17 protein-coding genes and 2 pseudogenes are annotated in these 18,448 nt (G+C 33.9%); 3 read left to right on the top strand and 16 right to left on the bottom strand.

Going from position 1 to position 18,448, the window contains the following annotated elements; genetic code table 11:
• The first annotated feature begins 67 nt into the window (after positions 1-67).
• A complete protein-coding gene (locus BHY08_RS04515) occupies positions 68-958 on the top strand; it encodes a LysR family transcriptional regulator (RefSeq protein ID WP_071456740.1) in 891 nt (296 codons plus the stop codon).
• Here BHY08_RS04515 and BHY08_RS04510 read toward each other — a convergent pair.
• The 13 genes and pseudogenes from BHY08_RS04510 to BHY08_RS04455 form a co-directional block, all read right to left on the bottom strand.
• On the bottom strand, positions 955-2,004 hold the full coding sequence (locus BHY08_RS04510; protein WP_071456739.1) for a PTS sugar transporter subunit IIC: 1,050 nt from the start codon (positions 2,002-2,004) through the stop codon (positions 955-957). The two genes, BHY08_RS04515 and BHY08_RS04510, sit on opposite strands and share 4 nt — an antisense overlap.
• Before the next feature lie 137 nt (positions 2,005-2,141).
• Positions 2,142-3,074: pseudogene (locus BHY08_RS04505) on the bottom strand (dihydrolipoamide acetyltransferase family protein); the annotation flags it as partial.
• 180 nt (positions 3,075-3,254) lie between these two features.
• Positions 3,255-3,404: pseudogene (locus tag BHY08_RS11440) on the bottom strand (biotin/lipoyl-containing protein); the annotation flags it as partial.
• Between the two features lie 42 nt (positions 3,405-3,446).
• Positions 3,447-4,433: an alpha-ketoacid dehydrogenase subunit beta gene (locus BHY08_RS04500; protein ID WP_071457830.1), complete on the bottom strand. Its 987-nt coding sequence runs from the start codon at positions 4,431-4,433 to the stop codon at positions 3,447-3,449.
• Between the two features lie 29 nt (positions 4,434-4,462).
• Positions 4,463-5,449 (bottom strand): thiamine pyrophosphate-dependent dehydrogenase E1 component subunit alpha, encoded by a 987-nt coding sequence (locus tag BHY08_RS04495; protein ID WP_071456737.1) that lies wholly within the window; start codon positions 5,447-5,449, stop codon positions 4,463-4,465.
• Positions 5,450-5,467: 18 nt separating this feature from the next.
• Positions 5,468-6,880, bottom strand: coding sequence for a dihydrolipoyl dehydrogenase (gene lpdA / locus BHY08_RS04490; protein WP_071456736.1), 1,413 nt, complete (start codon positions 6,878-6,880; stop codon positions 5,468-5,470).
• A 21-nt stretch (positions 6,881-6,901) separates the two neighbouring features.
• Positions 6,902-7,972, bottom strand: a complete 1,071-nt coding sequence (gene buk / locus BHY08_RS04485) for a butyrate kinase (protein WP_071456735.1) — start codon at positions 7,970-7,972, stop codon at positions 6,902-6,904.
• 15 nt (positions 7,973-7,987) lie between these two features.
• Positions 7,988-8,812, bottom strand: coding sequence for a phosphate acyltransferase (locus tag BHY08_RS04480; RefSeq protein ID WP_071456734.1), 825 nt, complete (start codon positions 8,810-8,812; stop codon positions 7,988-7,990).
• Positions 8,813-9,096: 284 nt separating this feature from the next.
• Entirely contained in the window at positions 9,097-10,638 is a 1,542-nt protein-coding gene (locus BHY08_RS04475; protein WP_071456733.1) for an ABC-F family ATP-binding cassette domain-containing protein, read from the bottom strand.
• Between the two features lie 140 nt (positions 10,639-10,778).
• Entirely contained in the window at positions 10,779-11,423 is a 645-nt protein-coding gene (locus BHY08_RS04470) for a trimeric intracellular cation channel family protein (protein WP_071456732.1), read from the bottom strand.
• 121 nt (positions 11,424-11,544) lie between these two features.
• Positions 11,545-11,835, bottom strand: a complete 291-nt coding sequence (locus BHY08_RS04465; protein WP_071456731.1) for a SemiSWEET family transporter — start codon at positions 11,833-11,835, stop codon at positions 11,545-11,547.
• Positions 11,836-11,953: 118 nt separating this feature from the next.
• On the bottom strand, positions 11,954-13,384 hold the full coding sequence (bglA, locus tag BHY08_RS04460; RefSeq protein ID WP_071456730.1) for a 6-phospho-beta-glucosidase BglA: 1,431 nt from the start codon (positions 13,382-13,384) through the stop codon (positions 11,954-11,956).
• Between the two features lie 11 nt (positions 13,385-13,395).
• The gene (locus tag BHY08_RS04455; RefSeq protein ID WP_071456729.1) at positions 13,396-15,264 is read right to left on the bottom strand and encodes a beta-glucoside-specific PTS transporter subunit IIABC; all 1,869 of its coding nucleotides are present in this window, start codon (positions 15,262-15,264) and stop codon (positions 13,396-13,398) included.
• A 143-nt stretch (positions 15,265-15,407) separates the two neighbouring features.
• Here BHY08_RS04455 and BHY08_RS04450 point away from each other — a divergent pair, with 143 nt between their 5' ends.
• Positions 15,408-16,121 (top strand): GntR family transcriptional regulator, encoded by a 714-nt coding sequence (locus BHY08_RS04450; protein WP_245729995.1) that lies wholly within the window; start codon positions 15,408-15,410, stop codon positions 16,119-16,121.
• 22 nt (positions 16,122-16,143) lie between these two features.
• Here the strand turns inward: BHY08_RS04450 and BHY08_RS04445 are convergent, their stop codons facing one another.
• The 3 genes from BHY08_RS04445 to BHY08_RS04435 form a co-directional block, all read right to left on the bottom strand.
• Positions 16,144-16,599: a YaiI/YqxD family protein gene (locus BHY08_RS04445; protein ID WP_071456728.1), complete on the bottom strand. Its 456-nt coding sequence runs from the start codon at positions 16,597-16,599 to the stop codon at positions 16,144-16,146.
• 22 nt (positions 16,600-16,621) lie between these two features.
• Positions 16,622-17,086, bottom strand: coding sequence for a YehS family protein (locus BHY08_RS04440; protein ID WP_071456727.1), 465 nt, complete (start codon positions 17,084-17,086; stop codon positions 16,622-16,624).
• Between the two features lie 78 nt (positions 17,087-17,164).
• Positions 17,165-17,878: a putative ABC transporter permease gene (locus BHY08_RS04435; RefSeq protein WP_071457828.1), complete on the bottom strand. Its 714-nt coding sequence runs from the start codon at positions 17,876-17,878 to the stop codon at positions 17,165-17,167.
• Between the two features lie 113 nt (positions 17,879-17,991).
• On the opposite strand from BHY08_RS04435, the gene BHY08_RS04430 reads away from it, so the two are divergent.
• Positions 17,992-18,360, top strand: coding sequence for a YccF domain-containing protein (locus BHY08_RS04430; RefSeq protein WP_071457827.1), 369 nt, complete (start codon positions 17,992-17,994; stop codon positions 18,358-18,360).
• Positions 18,361-18,448: the final 88 nt, after the last annotated feature.

Genomic DNA, 18,448 nt, shown 5'->3' with positions numbered 1-18,448 from the left:
ATTATTTATTTAATATAATAAACGTATACTTAATAATATGAACACTATTTTGAAAAGAGGTCCAACTATGAATATTCAACAATTAAAGTATTTTATTGAGATTACACAAACCCGTAACTTATCAAGTGCGGCAAGAAACTTATTTGTCACACAACCAACTTTGTCACTTTCTATAAAAAAACTTGAAAGCGAATTAAATACATCATTATTTGTTCATACTGATGAACCCTTCCAATTAACAACTTCTGGGGCTTACTTATATGAAAAAGGGGTTGATATCGTTGAACAGTTCGACCAATTAATTGAAGACCTTCATCAAATGAATGATCGAACTGAAAAAAAACGAATCAAGATTGGTTTAACGACCCTATTCTCTGTACAGTTTATGAAAGAAATTTCAATATTTTTGCAAACGCATCCATACATAGATTTAAATATCATTCAAGATGGATCACCTGAATTACAAACTAAACTTAAAAATAAGGAAATTGATATTGGTTTAATCTCTTTTCCAAATAATCATCCAGAACAAATAAATATAGAGCCATTAGAAACAACAACAAAAGGTTATAACGTTTATGTCGTTGTTCCTGAAAATAATCCATTATCTAAAAAACATGAATTGACGTTCAATGACTTAAAAGGCCAACGTTTTTCATCTCTATCAACGAAGTATATGATTGGCCGTTTACTACTAGAAAGAAGTCGTTTCTTTGGATACGAACCTAACATTATTTTGCAAAATGATGATCTGCAAGTTTTAATCCATAGTTTGCAAAAAAACGACTCCATCTGCTTGTTACCGATTGAATATGAAATTGTTGGAAAAAGTGACAATGTTAAGTGGATTCCTCTTAAAGATAGATATGCTCATTTTCCAATTGGTATTGCTTTAAGAAAAGACTTTAATATCACTTCTGATATAGAAGACTTCATACAAGCAATTAAGCAAAACTAACCTTGGTAAGCAAAGACTACTTTGCTATCATAAAGTTTTAAAACTTTTTCAAAGATAAATTTAGATAACAATCCAGCAGCAATTGGAACTAAGAACCAGCAAATAATTAATAGGAATATATTTAATCCTGAATCAAGTGATGCTAGTGGTCCAACAAGACCAACTAAACCAAAACCAGCTGATTGTGGTGTACCAGATACATTTAATAATGCAACTGGGATTGCTGAAATCACCGCTGTAAATAACACTGGCACTAATATGATTGGGTATTTAAATAGGTTAGGCATCATCATTTTCATTCCACCTAATGCAATAGCTAATGTCACACCTGACTCATTAATCTTCCATGAGTTGATAACTAATACAATCGTTGTAGCTGCTATTCCCATAGCGGCTGCACCGGCTGATACACCGTTTAATCCAATGGCTAAACCAATTCCGACTGTTGTGATTGGTGAAATAATTAGTGCCGCAAAAGAACACGCAATTAAAATACTCATCACGATTGGTTGGAAATCAGTAAAGTTATTAATTAATTTTCCAATTGCTACAGTGATTTGTGTCACGAATGGATAAGTTAACATACCAATTAAACCAGCACCAATCCCTACAACAATAGGCATCGCAATAATTTCAACAGAACCAAATTTACTTCCAATATATAGCATCATTAAAACAGCAACAGAAGCTGTAATCATAATATTAATGATGTCACCTGTTCCAGCTCCAACATACGAACTCACTTCAGTATTAAATTTAATCACACCTGATCCAGCAAATGCTGCACCACCTGCTATCATCATTTTTGCCGGACTAAGACCAAATTGATGAGCAATTAACGCCCCAATAATTAGTGGTGTCGCTAATTGGAAAATAAGTCCTGCATGGATAATCATTTGTATAATGTCATATTGTGAGAAATATTTTAAAATTGCTCCTAATACCGCGTTTGGAATCAAGGCAATAATCGTACCTTGAGCTGTACCTGCTAAAACCTTATTAAGAAATAGGCGTGGGGTTAATTTTGTTTCTTCTGTTTTTGTCATATCAAAAACTCCTATTAGTATTATTTTTAAATTAGTTTGAGAAGGATTGCACTTACTTAAAGAAAGAAGGAGATTTCCCAAAGTAAATTGAGAAATCTAATTCTTTACATGACAGTTTAATAGATAATGATAGTTTTTTAGTAGATATCAGATGCAGATGAGAAGTTAGCTAGGTTTTCTTTCACATCTCTTAAGAATTGACCTGCTTGTTGTCCATCTAAAATTCTGTGGTCGATTGACAAACATAGGTTAACCATATCTGCTGTTTTGAATCCACCATCTTTAGTTGGAACAATACGTTTATTAATTGATTCAACTTGTAAGATAGCTGCTTGTGGGTGATTGATGATTCCCATTGATTGAACTGATCCTAAAGTACCAGTATTGTTCAATGTAAATGTGCCACCTTGCATATCTTTTCCTTGCAATTTGCCATCTCTTACATCAGTTGCTAGACGGTTAATTTCTTTGGCAATACCAGCTAGAGATAAATTATCAGCATTGTGAATTACTGGAACATATAAATGCTCGTCAGTTGTCACAGCAATTGATAAGTTAATGTCTTTATGGTAAACAATGTTTCCATTATCCCAAGATGTGTTGATTTTTGGATTTTTCTTCATTGCTTGTACAACAGCTTTAGCAAAGAATGGGAAGAAGCTTAAAGACATCCCTTCATTTTTCTTGAACTCATCTTTTGTTTTGTTACGTAAATTAACAATATTTGTTACATCAGCTTCGACCATGATCCAAGCATGAGGAATTTCATTAACACTTTGTACCATTTTCTTAGCGATTGCTTTTCTTACGCCATCAGCCGGTACAACGTCTTGAGAAGCAGTTGATGTTGCAACTGGTGCTGCTGTTTCTGCTGATTTTGGTGCTGTTGTTGTTTCTTCAACTTTAATAACTGTTTCTTCAACAACTGGCTCTGATTTAACTACTTTAGCTGGATCAAAGTTCATAATATCTTTACGAGTGATACGTCCATCTTTTCCAGTACCTTCAACGTCATTTAAATCAATGCCTTTTTCTTGCGCTAAACGAACCACTGCTGGAGAGAAACGTCCTACTGCTTTATTAACAGATTTTTTCGCTTTTGGAGCAGGTGAAGATGCGATTACTTCTTCTTTTACTTCCTCTTTCACTTCTTCAACTTCTTGTGTTGAATCATCTTCGCCTTCAACTTCAAGCGTCATTAAAGAGGTACCTATTGGAACATCTACATCTAGTTCAACTAATGTTTCTTTCACAACACCAGCAAAGTCTGAAGGAATTTCCGTCGTTACTTTGTCTGATACAACTTCCATTAATGGGTCATATCTTTTTACTGTGTCACCTGGATTAACAATCCATGAAACAACACTTGCTTCTGTAACACTTTCCCCTAAATTGGGCATTTTAATTTCTTTAATAGCCATAACTAACTTCCTCCTAAATTTTTAATACTCTGCCAATTCTATCATTGCTTCGATTACTTGGTCTTCATTTACCAAGAATTCACGTTCTAATGTTAAAGAGTATCCCATACTTGGTGCATCAGGACCAGCTAAACGTTTGATTGGTGCATCTAAATCAAATAACGCATCTTCAGAAATCATTGCTGCGATTTCACTCATGATACTTCCTTCTTTGTTGTCTTCTGTTACTAATAAAATTTTTCCAGTTTTCTTAGCTGCATTAACTAGTGTTTCTCTATCTAACGGATACAATGAGCGAACATCAACAACTTCTGCATCAATGCCTTCTTTGGCAAGTTTTTCAGCTGCAGAAATAGCGTATTGTAACATCATTCCATAACTAATTACTGTGATGTCGCTACCTTCACGAACAACGTTTGCTTTGTCAATTGGTACAATATAATCATCAGTTGGAACTTCCGCTTTTAACAAACGATATAGACGCTTGTGTTCGTAGAAGATAACTGGATCGTCTGAACGAATTGCAGCCTTAATCATTCCTTTTGCATCATATGGATTTGATGGTGTTACCACTCGTAATCCTGGTTGACCTGCAAAGATTTTTTCAGTTGACTGAGAGTGATATAATCCACCACGAACTCCCCCACCATAAGGCGTACGGTAAACAATTGGCGCTGTCCAATCACCTTTAGTACGGTAACGCATTGTTCTTGCTTCAGATAAAATTTGGTTTGTCGCTGGTAAAATGTAGTCAGCAAATTGGAATTCTCCAATTGCACGGTATCCCATAACACCTAAACCAACAGCTAATCCACCAATCAAGCCTTCAGTTAATGGTGTGTTAAAACAGCGGTTATCTCCATATTTGGCTGCTAAACCTTTTGTTACACCAAACACGCCACCTTTATCTCCACCTACGTCTTCACCAAAGATTACAACTTTTTCGTCACGAGCCATTTCTTCAGATATTCCTAAATTAATTGCCTCTAAATATGTCATTTCAGCCATTGTCATTCATTCCTCTCTTTTTCCTAAAATTATTTCGCGTATACTTCGTCTAATAATGATTCTGGAGCTGAATCTGGCATTGCTTCTGCTTCGTCAGTTGCTTTGTCGATTTCAGCGCGAATTTCTTCATCCATTTTGTCCATATCTGCTTGAGTTAAGTAACCTTCGTCGATTAACTGTTTTTCAAATACATCAATTGGGTCACTTTCTTTCATTTTTTCGATGTCTTCTTTAGAACGGTAAATCGTTTGATCATCATCTGCAGAGTGAGAAGTTAAACGGTATACTTTCAATTCGATTAATTTTGGACCTTTACCACTACGAGCATCTTTAACTGCTTTTTTAAATGTTAAGTAAACTTCTGTAAAGTCATTTCCATCAACAGTGATTCCTTCAAATCCATAGCCATGAGCACGATCAGACATGTTCTCGTTAGCATATTGTTCTTCAATCGGAACACTAATCGCATAGTTATTATTTTCTACCACGAAGATAACTGGTAATTTCTTAACTCCAGCAAAGTTCATTGCTTCTTGTACTTCACCTTGGTTAGCTGACCCTTCCCCTGTTGTTGTTAAAGCAATATAGTCTTTTCCTTCTAATTGTGCTGCATATGCTACACCAGTTGCTAAAGGCATTTGTGTACTTACAGTAGAAGCAAATGACACGATATTATGTTCTTTTGAACCATAGTGGTTAGGCATTTGACGACCATGTGAAGAAGGGTCTGCATCTTTACCAAATGAACCTAAGATAATGTCTTTAGAAGTCATCCCCCATACTAAACAAGCAGTCATATCACGGTAATATGGTAAGAAAATATCTTTATCATGTTCAAAAGCCATAGCCATTGCAACTTGAGCAACTTCTGCTCCTTGTCCTGAAATGTTAAATGACGTTTTACCAATACGAGTTAATTGCCATAAACGTTCATCTAAACGACGACCTCTTTTAACCTCGTAATAAGCTTGTATCATTTCTTCTTTACTTAAACCTGATTTTTTTAACGTTTTCATTTTTCATCAACCTTTCCTTTATTTATGAATTGCTTTTTTATATGTATCGAGTGCTGCTTCTTGAATTGCTTCTGACAATGTTGGATGTGGATGAATCGCCTCCCCTAATTCAATTGGTGTTGCATCTAAATAGATAGAAGTGCTTGCTTCAGAAATTAAATCTGTTGCATGTGGACCGATAATGGATACACCTAATAAATCATCCGTTTCTTCATCTCTTATAACTTCAACAAATCCACCTTCACCGCCATAAACAAGTGCTTTTCCGTTTCCAGCAAAACTAAATGTTCCAACTTTTGCTTTCACACCTTCTGGGACATTATCTTTTGAGTACCCAACACTTGCGATTTCTGGATTTGTATAAACACAACGTGGAACATTTGTGTAGTTGATTGTGTCAACGTCTTCTTCTAGTAGGTGACTAACTGCAATTTCTCCTTCTTTCATCGCAACGTGTGCTAATTGGAGCGTATCAATACAATCTCCTACTGCGTATATATGATCTTCAGTTGTTTGGTAGAACTCATTCACTTGAATGCCTTTATCATCAAACTTAACTGATGTGTTTTGTAACCCAATACCATTTACATTCGGCTTGCGTCCGATAGCAACCATAACTTTATCAACTGTTAAACTATCTTGGCCTTCTATATCGACCACGACTTCTTTACCTTTGATGTCTGCTTTAGATACTTTGCTACTTAGAAGTACTTTAATGCCACGTTTTTCTAGGCTTTTCTTCAATTCTTTTGAAATGGTTGGGCTCTCATTAATTAACAAGCGATCTAAGAATTCAATAATGGTTACTTCAACGCCTAAACTATTTAATAGAGACGCCCATTCAACACCAATTACTCCACCACCAACAATCACAATTGATTTAGGCAATGTTTCAATTTCTAACATTCCGTCTGATGAAAGAATGAATTCTTCATCTAATGGCAAATTAGGTAAAGTTTTCGGTGATGAACCTGTCGCGATAATCACATTTTTAGGAACGATGATTTCTTCTTCTTTTGATTTATCATTAAATGTCACAGCAACCGCTCCGGAAACTGGTGAGAAGATAGATGGCCCTAAAATTGCCCCTTCACCTTCAAGAACTCGGATTTTATTTTTTTTCATTAATCCTTCGACACCTTGATGAAGTTGATTAATGATTCCTTGTTTTCTTTCTTGTACTTTTTTAAAGTCGACAGAAAAGTCTTTTACATTCTCAATACCAAACTCCTGTGCATCTTTGATTATATCAAATACTTCTGCACTTCTTAATAATGCTTTTGTTGGGATACATCCTTTATGTAGACATGTTCCACCTAATTTACTTTTTTCAACAATCGTGACATCCAACCCTTTTTGCGCTGCTCTAATTGCTGCAACGTAACCACCAGTTCCGCCACCTAAAATTAGTAAGTCTGTTTGTTCTGCCATCTTTTTCACTCCTTCTATTTGTTACACTAAAGCGTAATCTTTTGCTTCTTCTTTTCCTTTTAGTACGCGCCATGCTCCTTCATATAGAGCTTGCATTTCCATCTCACCTGGGAAAGCTTTAACTCGTGCAATCCATTCAACACGAGAAGTAATTTGCTTACGAATTGATTCAGAATAAACGGCACCGCCTGTTAAGATGATGCTATCTACTTCACCTTTTAGTACAACAGACATTTCCGCAATACTTTTAGCTACTTGATAAGACATGGCTTCTTCGTAAAATGCTGCTTCAGTATCGCCAGCTTTAATACGTTTTTCGACTTCTCTTAAATCAGTTTCCCCAAGATATGATTTCAACCCACTGTTACCTGCTATCATTTTTTTCACATCAGCTAATGTTAGATTTTCTTCAATAATCAGATTGGCAAAATCAACTAGTGGTAATTCCCCACTTCTTTCTGGTGAAAAAGGACCTTCACCATCTAAGCCGTTTACAGCATCAATCATCTTCCCATTTTTATGAGCACCAACACTAATCCCACCGCCTAAATGAGCGACAATCATAGATGAAGTTTCATATTCTTTACCTAATTCTTCTGCTGTCACACGAGCAACAGCTTTTTGATTTAGGGCATGTGTAACACTTCTACGATTAATTCCTTTTAGCCCAGATACTTTTGCGATTGGTTCCATTTCGTCGACTACTACTGGGTCTACGATAAATGCTGGAATGTCGTATTCTTTTGCAAACTCATTGGCTAAGATAGCCCCTAAGTTAGACGCATGTGTGTTATATTTTTCAGCTATCAAGTCACTTAATAGAGCCTCGTTTACTTTATACGTGCCACCTGGTATTGGTTTTAATAACCCACCACGACCAACGACAGCTACTAAACTGTCTTCTACTTGTTGTTTTGTGATAAATTCTTTTATTAATTCTGCTCTAAAATCCGTTTGACTAATCACATTTTCAAACTGCGAAATTTCTTCTACTGTATGGCGAATCGTTTCTTCTGCAATTTGTTCATGATTTGAAAAAATAGCTAACTTAGTCGATGTCGAACCAGGATTAATAACTAATATATGTTCCATCAAAAAACCTCTTTTCTAAATTTGTTTCATGGCAAACTCTAAAGAATCAAGTTTACTTGCCGTTGTATCACTTCTTGAAGTCAATACCACTGGAACTTTTGTCCCGACGATTGTTCCACCGACTGTCGCGTCAGCAAATAGTGTGAGTGATTTATACAAACTATTTCCTGTATCTATTTGTGGCACAACCAATACATCTGCATCCCCCATAATTGGTCCAACGAATCGTTTGTGTTCAACTGCTTCTTTAGATATGGCTAAGTCAAATGAAATTGGTCCAAATATTGTGGCACTTTCTTCGTCTTTAAATGCTTCAGTTACTTCAGTCGCTAATACCGATGATGGCATTTTTGGATTGTAATTTTCCGCCGCACTTAGTAACGCGATTTTCGGATGATCTAATCCAATTTTGTGCGCAACAGATTTAACATTTTCAACAATTTCAATCATTGTTTGAGTGTCTGGCGTGATATTCATCGCACAATCAGTTAACAGAAATGTTTTATCTTTGGAAGGAACTGTTACCATGGCAACGTGTGATAAAACAGATTGCGTTTTTAAGCCATACTCTTTTTTTAGTAATTCTTTTAATAATGTATGTGTTTGAATAATACCTTTGAGGAGAATTTGAGCATGTCCATCAGCTACATATTGCACTGCCTTTTGAACTATTTCAGCCTCGTCTTTACAGTGGACATATTCCCACGTATCTGAATTTCCTATATCTTCTGTTTGGTCAAACACAACAAAATTCAGACTTTCTTTAAAACGATTTTTCGCTTCGTTTACCAACGTTAAAATCTCTGGTTGGGAACCACCGGCGATTGATACTGTTATCATTTTTATTCACCTCATTTATTTCTTTGTGACTACACTCATACTGTACCAACTAATGTAAACGCATACAATTTGTTGTTTTTTATCTTACTATTGGTTTTATTTATAGGTTCTATAAACTATGTTAATACAACGTTTGTAAACTCGTAATTCCGAACACTAATTGTATTTTAATGTATTGTTAATTAATTATTTCATTTGTATAACACAAAAATCGTATATATATTAGTGAAAAATACAATTTTGTGCATAAAAAAAAGACTTCGATTTCTCGAAGCCTAACTTTTTTATATCATTTTTCCTAACGCAACATCATAAACTTGATCTACTAAATCTTCTAAAAAGTCCATTTCGTGAGAAACAAGTAACACAGTTCCTTCAAATTGATTCAGTGTTTCTTTTAATGCATCTTTGCTTTGTTGATCCAAATGGTTTGTTGGTTCGTCAAGTACTAATAAGTTACTCTTATTTAAAGTCAAATGACACAATTTCACTTTACACTGCTCTCCTCCACTAAGTTGGGATAACGGTTTACTCATGTTATCATCATTAATCCCACTTTTAGAAAGAACTCTACGCACTTCTTTATTAGATAGTTTTGGATGAACAACTTGTAACCAATCAATTGCTGACTGATTTGGGTGTTCCCAATTTAAATCTTGTGAAAAGTAATTAATCTTCACATCATTACTTATTTCAATCGTTCCTGATAGCTTATCTATCTCACCGATTAACGTTTTTAATAAGGTTGATTTACCAATCCCATTAAATCCTTTAATCGCAATTTTCTCACCCTTATGGAGTCTGAAATTAATGTCTTCTAGTAAAGGAAACTCATAGCCTACTGATAAATCATTTGTTTCAAGAACTAAATGACTATGACTCATTTCATACGGAAATTCAAATTTACCTGGTTTACCACTTGGTGGCGCAGCCAGTCTATCAATTTTATTTAATTGTTTCTCACGACTTTTGGCCATATTCGAACGACTTCCGGCTTTGTACTTTCTTACATAAGCTTCCAATTTATCAATTTCTTTTTGTTGTTTTTCATAATCTCTTTGATGTTGTTCTGCTTTTGCTTGTTTTTGTTTCATTGCAGCTTCTAGATTACCATTGTATTTTGTCAACGTATGGTAATCAATATCACAAATACATGTCGTTACTTTATTTAAAAAGTCTCTATCATGAGAAATCACGATATAGGTACTATCTAATTGATTTAAATAATCTGATAGCCAGTCAATATGTGAAACATCTAGGTAGTTTGTCGGCTCATCTAGTAAAAAGACGTCTGCTTTTTCTAGTAATAATTTTGCCAAACTGACTTTCGAACGTTGCCCACCACTTAACTTAGCCACTTCTTTATCTAAACCAATTGCAGTCAATCCTAGTCCATTTGCAACTTGTTCGATTTGTGTTTCTATTGAATAAAAGTCACTGGCTTCAAGTTTTTCTTGTTTTTTCCCAATTATTTCAAGTAACTCATCATCATACGTTGTGGCATACTCTTCATACATCTGTTGGATTTCATCACTCATTTTATATAAATGACTAAATGCTTGCTTTAAATAATCAAACATTGTGTCACCTTCACTATAGGTTAATTGTTGCTCCAAATAGGAAATCGTCATATTATTTTGCCAAACAATTCGACCTTCATCAGGCATAATCTCACCTTGAATTATTTTTAATAAAGTTGATTTTCCTGCCCCATTTTTTCCTGTTAAACCAAGATGTTCACCCTTATTTAAACGAAGTGATCCATTTTCATAAAGCATCTTATCTGGTAATTCATACTTTAAGTCATCAATCTCTAAAATACTCACTTTTGACTCTCCTTTTTACTAAAATCATCATAAAAAAAGAAAACAATTGAAAAATCAATCAATTGTTTTCAACTTAACACTTTATGATTCTATATAACGTCTTTAGTCTATATTATCTGTAAAATATATCACGCAACGTTTTATAAGTCAATTTTTAGAGTTGGGTGGCTATTGTCATCATCATGTTTATTAAATTTAGACTTCGGTAAATTCCAATCATATGTTAACCCAACAACTCTTAGTAACACTGTTAACACAATGATAAAAAGATATACTAATGAGTGCGTTGGACGATAAACATAAAGAGCGATTGCTATTAAAATCGACCAGCTACCATATATTTCAGCACATAAGACACTTGGTTTTTTTCCCGCAAGAAGATCTCGTATTAATCCTCCTCCTGTACCTGTCAATAACGCCGCCATAATAACAGGACCTATATGACCATTAATTCCTAATCCATACAAAGCCCCTTGAGTACTAAATGCCGCTAGCCCGATTGCATCAGAAATAAGTTCTAACATTTTCATTGATGATAGCCTTTTCGGAAATAAATAAACAATGCCAATTGTTGCAAATGACACATAAAAAAGTGTTGTCTGACTCCAAAAAATATCCATTGATAATCCTAAAATCAAATTTCTTAAAGCACCGCCACCAAATGCCGTGACAAATCCTAATACTGCAATCCCTAATAAATCATATTTTTCTTCTATGGCAACAAGTGCTCCAGAAAACGAAAAAGCAATCGTCCCAATGATACTTGTAATCTCTAAAATATCCATTGATCCAACCCCCTGAAACAATATAATACTACTTAAGTCATAGACTCTTTCATATTATAACTATTTCAAGGCAAATTTACGTCAATTTTCAAATTTTTTGGTTTAATAATCGTTTTTTTTACTACAAAGCGGTTAAAAAAGTAATTATCCCAAAAATGACTCCCGGAAAATTTGCTAGTACAATCGGCCAATCTCGTGGCGTTTTTTTAAATCCGTAAATCGCCCAAAGTGAGCAGTTAATTGCTGCAACTAAGGGTTGAACAGGACTACCTTTATCTCCAGCTAAATTATTACTTATTTGTGGGATGTACGATACATACATTAGAATTGCTGTAATGGTTGCAATCCAACTGATATACTTAATAAATGTGGTTTCAGACTGATTTGTTTTGGCAGATTTATTGTCTCCCATGTTTTTTCCTCCTATACGAAGCTCTTCTTATATAGTAGGATAACACACTTTAAAAAATAGGTTAATTAATAGCTATTAAAAAAACTATTAGCCAGTACAGACTAATAGTTTTATATATTTAAAGCTCTTCTCCATTTGTTTCAATCACTTTTTTATACCAATCAAACGAATCTTTTTTATAACGATTCATCGAACCATTTCCTTCATTATCACGGTCAACATAAATCATTCCGTAGCGTTTTTTCATCTCACCAGTTGTGAAGGATACTAAATCAATAATCCCCCAAGGTGTATAACCCATGATTTCTACGCCATCATAATCAATCGCTGTTTTAATAGCTTCAATATGTTTCACTAAGTAATCAATTCTATTTTGATCGTGAACTTCATTTGTTTCAGTTAGTTCATCAATTGCGCCAAACCCATTCTCTACGATAAATAATGGGATTTGGTAGCGATCATACAAGCGATTCAAACCATAACGCAAGCCTTCAGGATCAATTGCCCATCCCCAATCACTTGTTTCGATATATGGATTTTCTACACTATTTGGTAATCCACCATTCACCACATTACCTAAATTATCGTTATTCACATCAGCTTTAACAACTGTTGACATATAATAACTTAAACCAACATAATCAACTGTTCCCTTAGCTAATATTTCTAAATCTTCTGGGCGAATATCCAGATTATATCCTTCACGTTCAAATTCTTTCATGGCATAACTTGGATAGTAGCCACGTACATGAACATCAGCAAAAAAGAATCGTTGACGCATCGCTTCTTCAGCTGCCATAATATCAGCTGGATTACATGAATAGGGATAGATTGGAACATGAGAGACCATGCAACCTATTTCAAAATTAGGATTTATTTTTTTACCAGCAATAACTGCTTTAGCACTAGCAACTAATTCGTTATGAGCAACTTGATACATGACTTCTTTTGCATTTTCACCCTCTGCCACACTTACACCAGAGTTAGTCCATAAAAAGATAGGATTATTAGTATCCATTTGGTTATTGATTTCATTAAAAGTCATCCAGTATTTTACTTTATTCTTATAACGCTCAAAACATGTAATCGCAAATTTTTCAAAAAAGTCGATCACTTTACGATTTCTAAATCCACCATATTCTTTAGCTAAATGCAATGGCATTTCAAAATGGGACAATGTAATAACTGGCTCGATACCATTTTTTAATAACTCGTCAAATAAATCATCATAAAATTGTAACCCAGCTTCATTTGGTGTGTCTTCATCTCCATTTGGAAAGATACGTGACCACGCAATGGATGTTCTTAAACACTTTAATCCCATTTCAGCAAACAATGCTACGTCTTCTTTATACCTATTGTAAAAATCAATTGCTTCATGGTTTGGATAGAATTTATCTACCTCAATTGTTTCTGTAATTTCTCTTGGTACACCATGTGCGCCTGCTGTCATAACATCAATAACACTTGGTCCTTTTCCATCTTGATTCCATCCGCCTTCGAATTGATGAGCAGCTAATGCGCCACCCCATAAAAAGTTTTTGTCCATTTTTATCACCTCTAATTAAATTTTAAAAGACTATCGTTTACATTGACTATATCATTTTCCTCTGTTTGAATGGATTTAAATTCAAAAGAATTCGTAATAATAACTGGCGTAATTAATGAATAACCCGCTTCTTCGATTTCTTCTGCATTAAATTCTAATAACAGGTCACCTTTTTTAACAGATTGACCTTGAACAACATGACATTTAAATGGTTTTCCTTCCAATTTAACTGTATCCAATCCAACATGAACCAATAATTCGATTCCAGTATCGCTCGTTAAACCAATGGCATGTTTTGAATCAATTACCATCGTTACAACACCATCAAATGGGGCATAAACTTTATTATCAGTTGGCTTAACGGCAACTCCAGATCCCATCGCACCACTTGCAAATACTTCGTCTGGTACATCAGTTAATGCTATGACTTCTCCAATAATTGGTGTTGGCATATCATAATTAACTAATGGCGCTTTTTTTACTTTTCCTTCAATGTCTTCACTTAACTCTTTATCTGTTTCATTTGTTTCACCAAATCCGAAAATCATTACTAAAGCTGCTGAACCAACAAGTGCAATCAGACATCCAATTACGATGCCAATGAATGAAGTTGGAAACTCACTATTAATTCCATTAACAACCGTTAATAAACTTGGTAACCCAGCGTAAGCAAAATAGTATGGATTGAAGAAACTAGCAACTATCGCACCGATTGCCCCGGATATACACCCAAAAATAAATGGTTTTTTAAATCGAAGTGTTACCCCGTAAATGGCTGGCTCTGTTATACCGAACAATCCTGTAATAAAGGCTGATAAAGAAACTCCTTTAAGTTCTTTGTTTCTAGTTTTCAAGAATACACCTAAAACTGCTCCTACTTGTGCTACGACTGCAATGGTTTGAAACGCTTGGAATGAATCTCTTCCATACATATCAAAGTTTGCCATAACAACTGGTGTAATACCCCAATGAACCCCAAAAATAACAACTACTTGCCAGAATCCACCAATTAATGCACCTGCTAGAGGTGGTGCAACTTGTACTAGACTGTTGTAACCATTTGCGATACCGTTTGCAAGGAAAGCTGATGCCGGACCAAATACTAAAATAGTCACAGGAACCATGATAACCATACAAATCAATGGAGTAAGTAATGGCTTAACCACTCCAGGCAATCTTTTTTCTACAAATTTTTCTAAATAAGACAACAACCAAACCATAATAAGTGGCGGTAAAACTGATGATGTATAGACTGTTTCACTTAATGGAATGTTAAAAAATGTTAAATGCTTTCCTGAAGCAATTTCTGATGCCATTGTTGTCCAATCAGGTGACACAAGTGCCATTGATATCGCGACAGCAATATATGTATTTACTTTAAAATGCTTGGATGCCGTAATTGCGATAAAAATTGGTAAGAATGTAAACGGTGCCCAAGAAATGAAACTAAAAATACGATAAGTATCAGTTGACGCAAAGGCAGGATAAGCTAAATTAATCAAGATAAGTACTCCTTGCAAAATACCTGCGGCTGCAAGAATATAAACAAATGGTGCAAATACAGCAGACATTGTAGCAATAATACGATTTAGAATACTTCCTTTTGGTTCTTCCTCAGTTATATCAACATTTACTAATTCAGTAAACGCATCATACACTTCCCCTACGTGTGGACCAATCACTATTTGAAATTGTCCATTATTTATGACGACCGATATAACACCAGGTAATGTTGAAATTTTTTCTTTTGCATCAGTTGGAATATCTTTTAACACCAATCTTAATCTTGTTGCACAACGTGTAGCATTTAAAATATTATCTTTACCAAGTATTTCAACAATATCTTGTGCCAACTTTGAATAGTCTCTCACTTTACTCATGATTCGCCTTCCTCTCTAAACTTTATATATAAATAATAATTGTGCATGCACAATTTGTCAATACCTATCTTTTTTATTTTTTTGTGATAAAATAAAGAAAACTATCGTAACAAAACTTAAGAGATATAAATGAGGGGATTATTATGATGTTAAAATACGAAAAAATTGCATTATTAATTGAGGAATCAATTGTTGAAAATAACTTAAACCATGGTAGTAGGTTACCAAACTTTAAAGAATTGATAGAGACTTATCACGTCAGTAAAAGTACTATTGTTAAAGCATTGGATTTATTAGAAAAACGAGGAATTATCTACCAAATACAAGGTAGTGGTGTATTTGTTAGGAGAAAAAAAAGAAAAGGTTATATTAATTTCAGTGAAAACCAAGGATTTACAGCTGATTTAGGTGAATTTGATATTACATCAAAAGTATTAGAACTTAGTGAAGTAATTCCGCCATTGGAAGTTAGAGAGCATTTAAGTTTAGATGATAAAGAGAGTGTTTATTATGTTAAAAGAATACGATATATTAATTCTCAAGTTCTCTGTATAGAAGAATCCTATTACAATAAAACAATCATCCCTTACTTAAATGTTGAAATAGCAGAGCATTCTATTTTTGATTACTGTAAAACAGCTTTGAAATTGAATATTAGCTTCTCTGATAAATATATCCATGTCATAAAATTAAATAAAGATGAAAGTGACTTATTAGAATTAAAGGAGGGGGATCCAGGATTATTAATTGATGAGTTATTTTACTTATCGTCAGGGGAAGCATTTGATTTTTCTAAAACAATCTATCATTATGTTAATTCTCAATTCTTTTTACAAAGTACAAAAATATATTCATAAAATAAAAAATAACCTTAACTTTTTAGCCAAGGTTATTTTTGCTCTTTATAATATCCAACATTTTCCCAATAAATATCTCTTTATCTTTTTGGGTAAATGCTTTAGGACCTTTTGTTTTCTTTCCTGCTTTACGCATTTGACTACCTATAAAACGTTGATTAAGTAACGTATCAATCGTGCGTGTTGTATACTCTTGTCCGCTATGATGAAATACTCGCACTGGTTTTGTTAGTAAAAGAGAAGCCAAACCATAATCTTGAGTAATAATAATATCATGATCCTCTACTTCTTTTACGATACGATAATCAGCACTGTCACTTCCTTTATCTACGTAAATAAACTCAATAAAGTCTGGATAAATTTTATTTGTGTAGTGATCAATACTTGTCACGATAACAACAGGAATTTGATACGTTTCTCCTAATTGGATCACTTCATTTTTTACCGGAGACCCATCCCCATCAATGACAAAACGCATAAGCCACCTCCTAAAATAATCATTATCTATAATCAGTCATTAAGCCTTTTAAAAAATGTCTCGTGTAGTTGTCTCCACATACTTTGTAATTTCGATGTCCTTCTTTTCTTAAAAAAGCACTTAATTCACTTTTAGAAACACTTACCCCTGCCTCATCTAAATAATGAAGCATATCATCAGTTGTAAGAGATAATGCAATTTTTATTTTCTTTAAAAAGACATTATTTGCGTTTCCTTCATGCAATTCATAGACTACCTTGTCATCATCTTTTTTCCCACGCTGTGAAATAATCATGCCATTTAAAAATCTCTCAAACATTTCATCTTCTAACATATTTTCATACAAGTCGTCATCTATTTTATTTAACATTGATAAATACTCTTCTTTTGTAACAGTCACGCCACCTAAAGAAAAAAGCTCGACCATATCATTATCTTTAATATCAAGTGCGTATCTTAAACGCGTTAACCGATCATTGTTATTCATACCATACCTCTTTTTATGTAATAGAACCATTATAACATAGCCACTTCATTTATGAGCAACAAAAAAATAGGCCTAACCCTATTTTTTTAATTTTAAATTTGGATAGTTTTTAAGCAAACGATTTAAATTGTGATGTTTTAATTTCAATGATTTGTTTTTCAAGTCTTGTAAAACTATCAATCTATTATGGTCTGATTCTTTGTTTTCAAATAAGTGTTTTAAACGATATTCTTTAATACCAGCATTTTCCTTATCACTCGTATCAATTGATGAAGCAACTTCTTTTTTGGTAGTCGCTGTAAAAATTAATGTTGAGATAACATCTACCGTAAATAAAACAAATAAAATAATGGGTCCAATATTGTTAGTTGCATTTATAAAGCTTGTAATGCCATATTGTATGACTGGATTAATCACTTTAATTAGGAACAAACAGCCCACTCCCCAGAACATTGAAACTGGGACAGCTACTCGTCCTTCAATATTAAAGGGAACATTTTTATAATCCCACAATGACATATTAAATAATTTTTCTAGTAACCAACTTGTTATAAATTCAATAATAGTCACAATCACAACAGAATTAAAATAAAGATTTAAAAGTGTACCTGATTTGTCTGGGACAAGTAATAAAACAGCTGTCACACCAAACCCATAAACAGGACAATATGGGCCTAATAAGAAGCCTCTATATACAAAATGTCGCGCTTTTAACGAACAATAAACACTTTCCCACAGCCATCCTATAATGGAATAGGTTATAAATGTCATAAAGATATTTTCCACTATCATTTCCCCTTTTGTATACATTATATGTCTATGTTATAATCAATTAACTACATTCTATCAGAATGATGAATGAAATGCTTTTATTAATCTATCATATTTTAGAAAGAAGAATGACAATGACTTTTTTAGGAAACATTATTTGGATAATTTTTGGAGGATTTGCTGGTGGAATTTCTTGGTTTATCGCTGGGTGCGCGTGGTGTATTACTATTATTGGGATTCCAATAGGACTTCAATGCTTTAAAATTGCTGGTCTTTCATTTTGGCCTTTTGGAAAAGACATTGTTTACAATAGAAGTGGTATCTCATTTGTTGTTGACATACTTTGGCTTATCATATCAGGACTTCCATTAGCCATTGTCCACGTTACTAGCGGTATACTTTTATGCATCACCATTATTGGGATTCCTTTTGGAAAACAATCTTTTAAATTGGCAAAATTAGCACTAATGCCATTTGGTGCAGAAGTTGTATATAGGTATTAGTGTAAAAATTAAACCGTTTTTTGGTATTTTTTTGTAAAAACACAAATTTCATGTAAGATAATCTGACATAAAATTTGTGTTTTTCTGT

The sequence above is a fragment of the Vagococcus teuberi genome (assembly GCF_001870205.1).
Lineage (GTDB): Bacteria > Bacillota > Bacilli > Lactobacillales > Vagococcaceae > Vagococcus > Vagococcus teuberi.
Note: the sequence above shows the minus strand (reverse complement) of the source record. Positions and strands in the feature narration are given on the sequence as shown.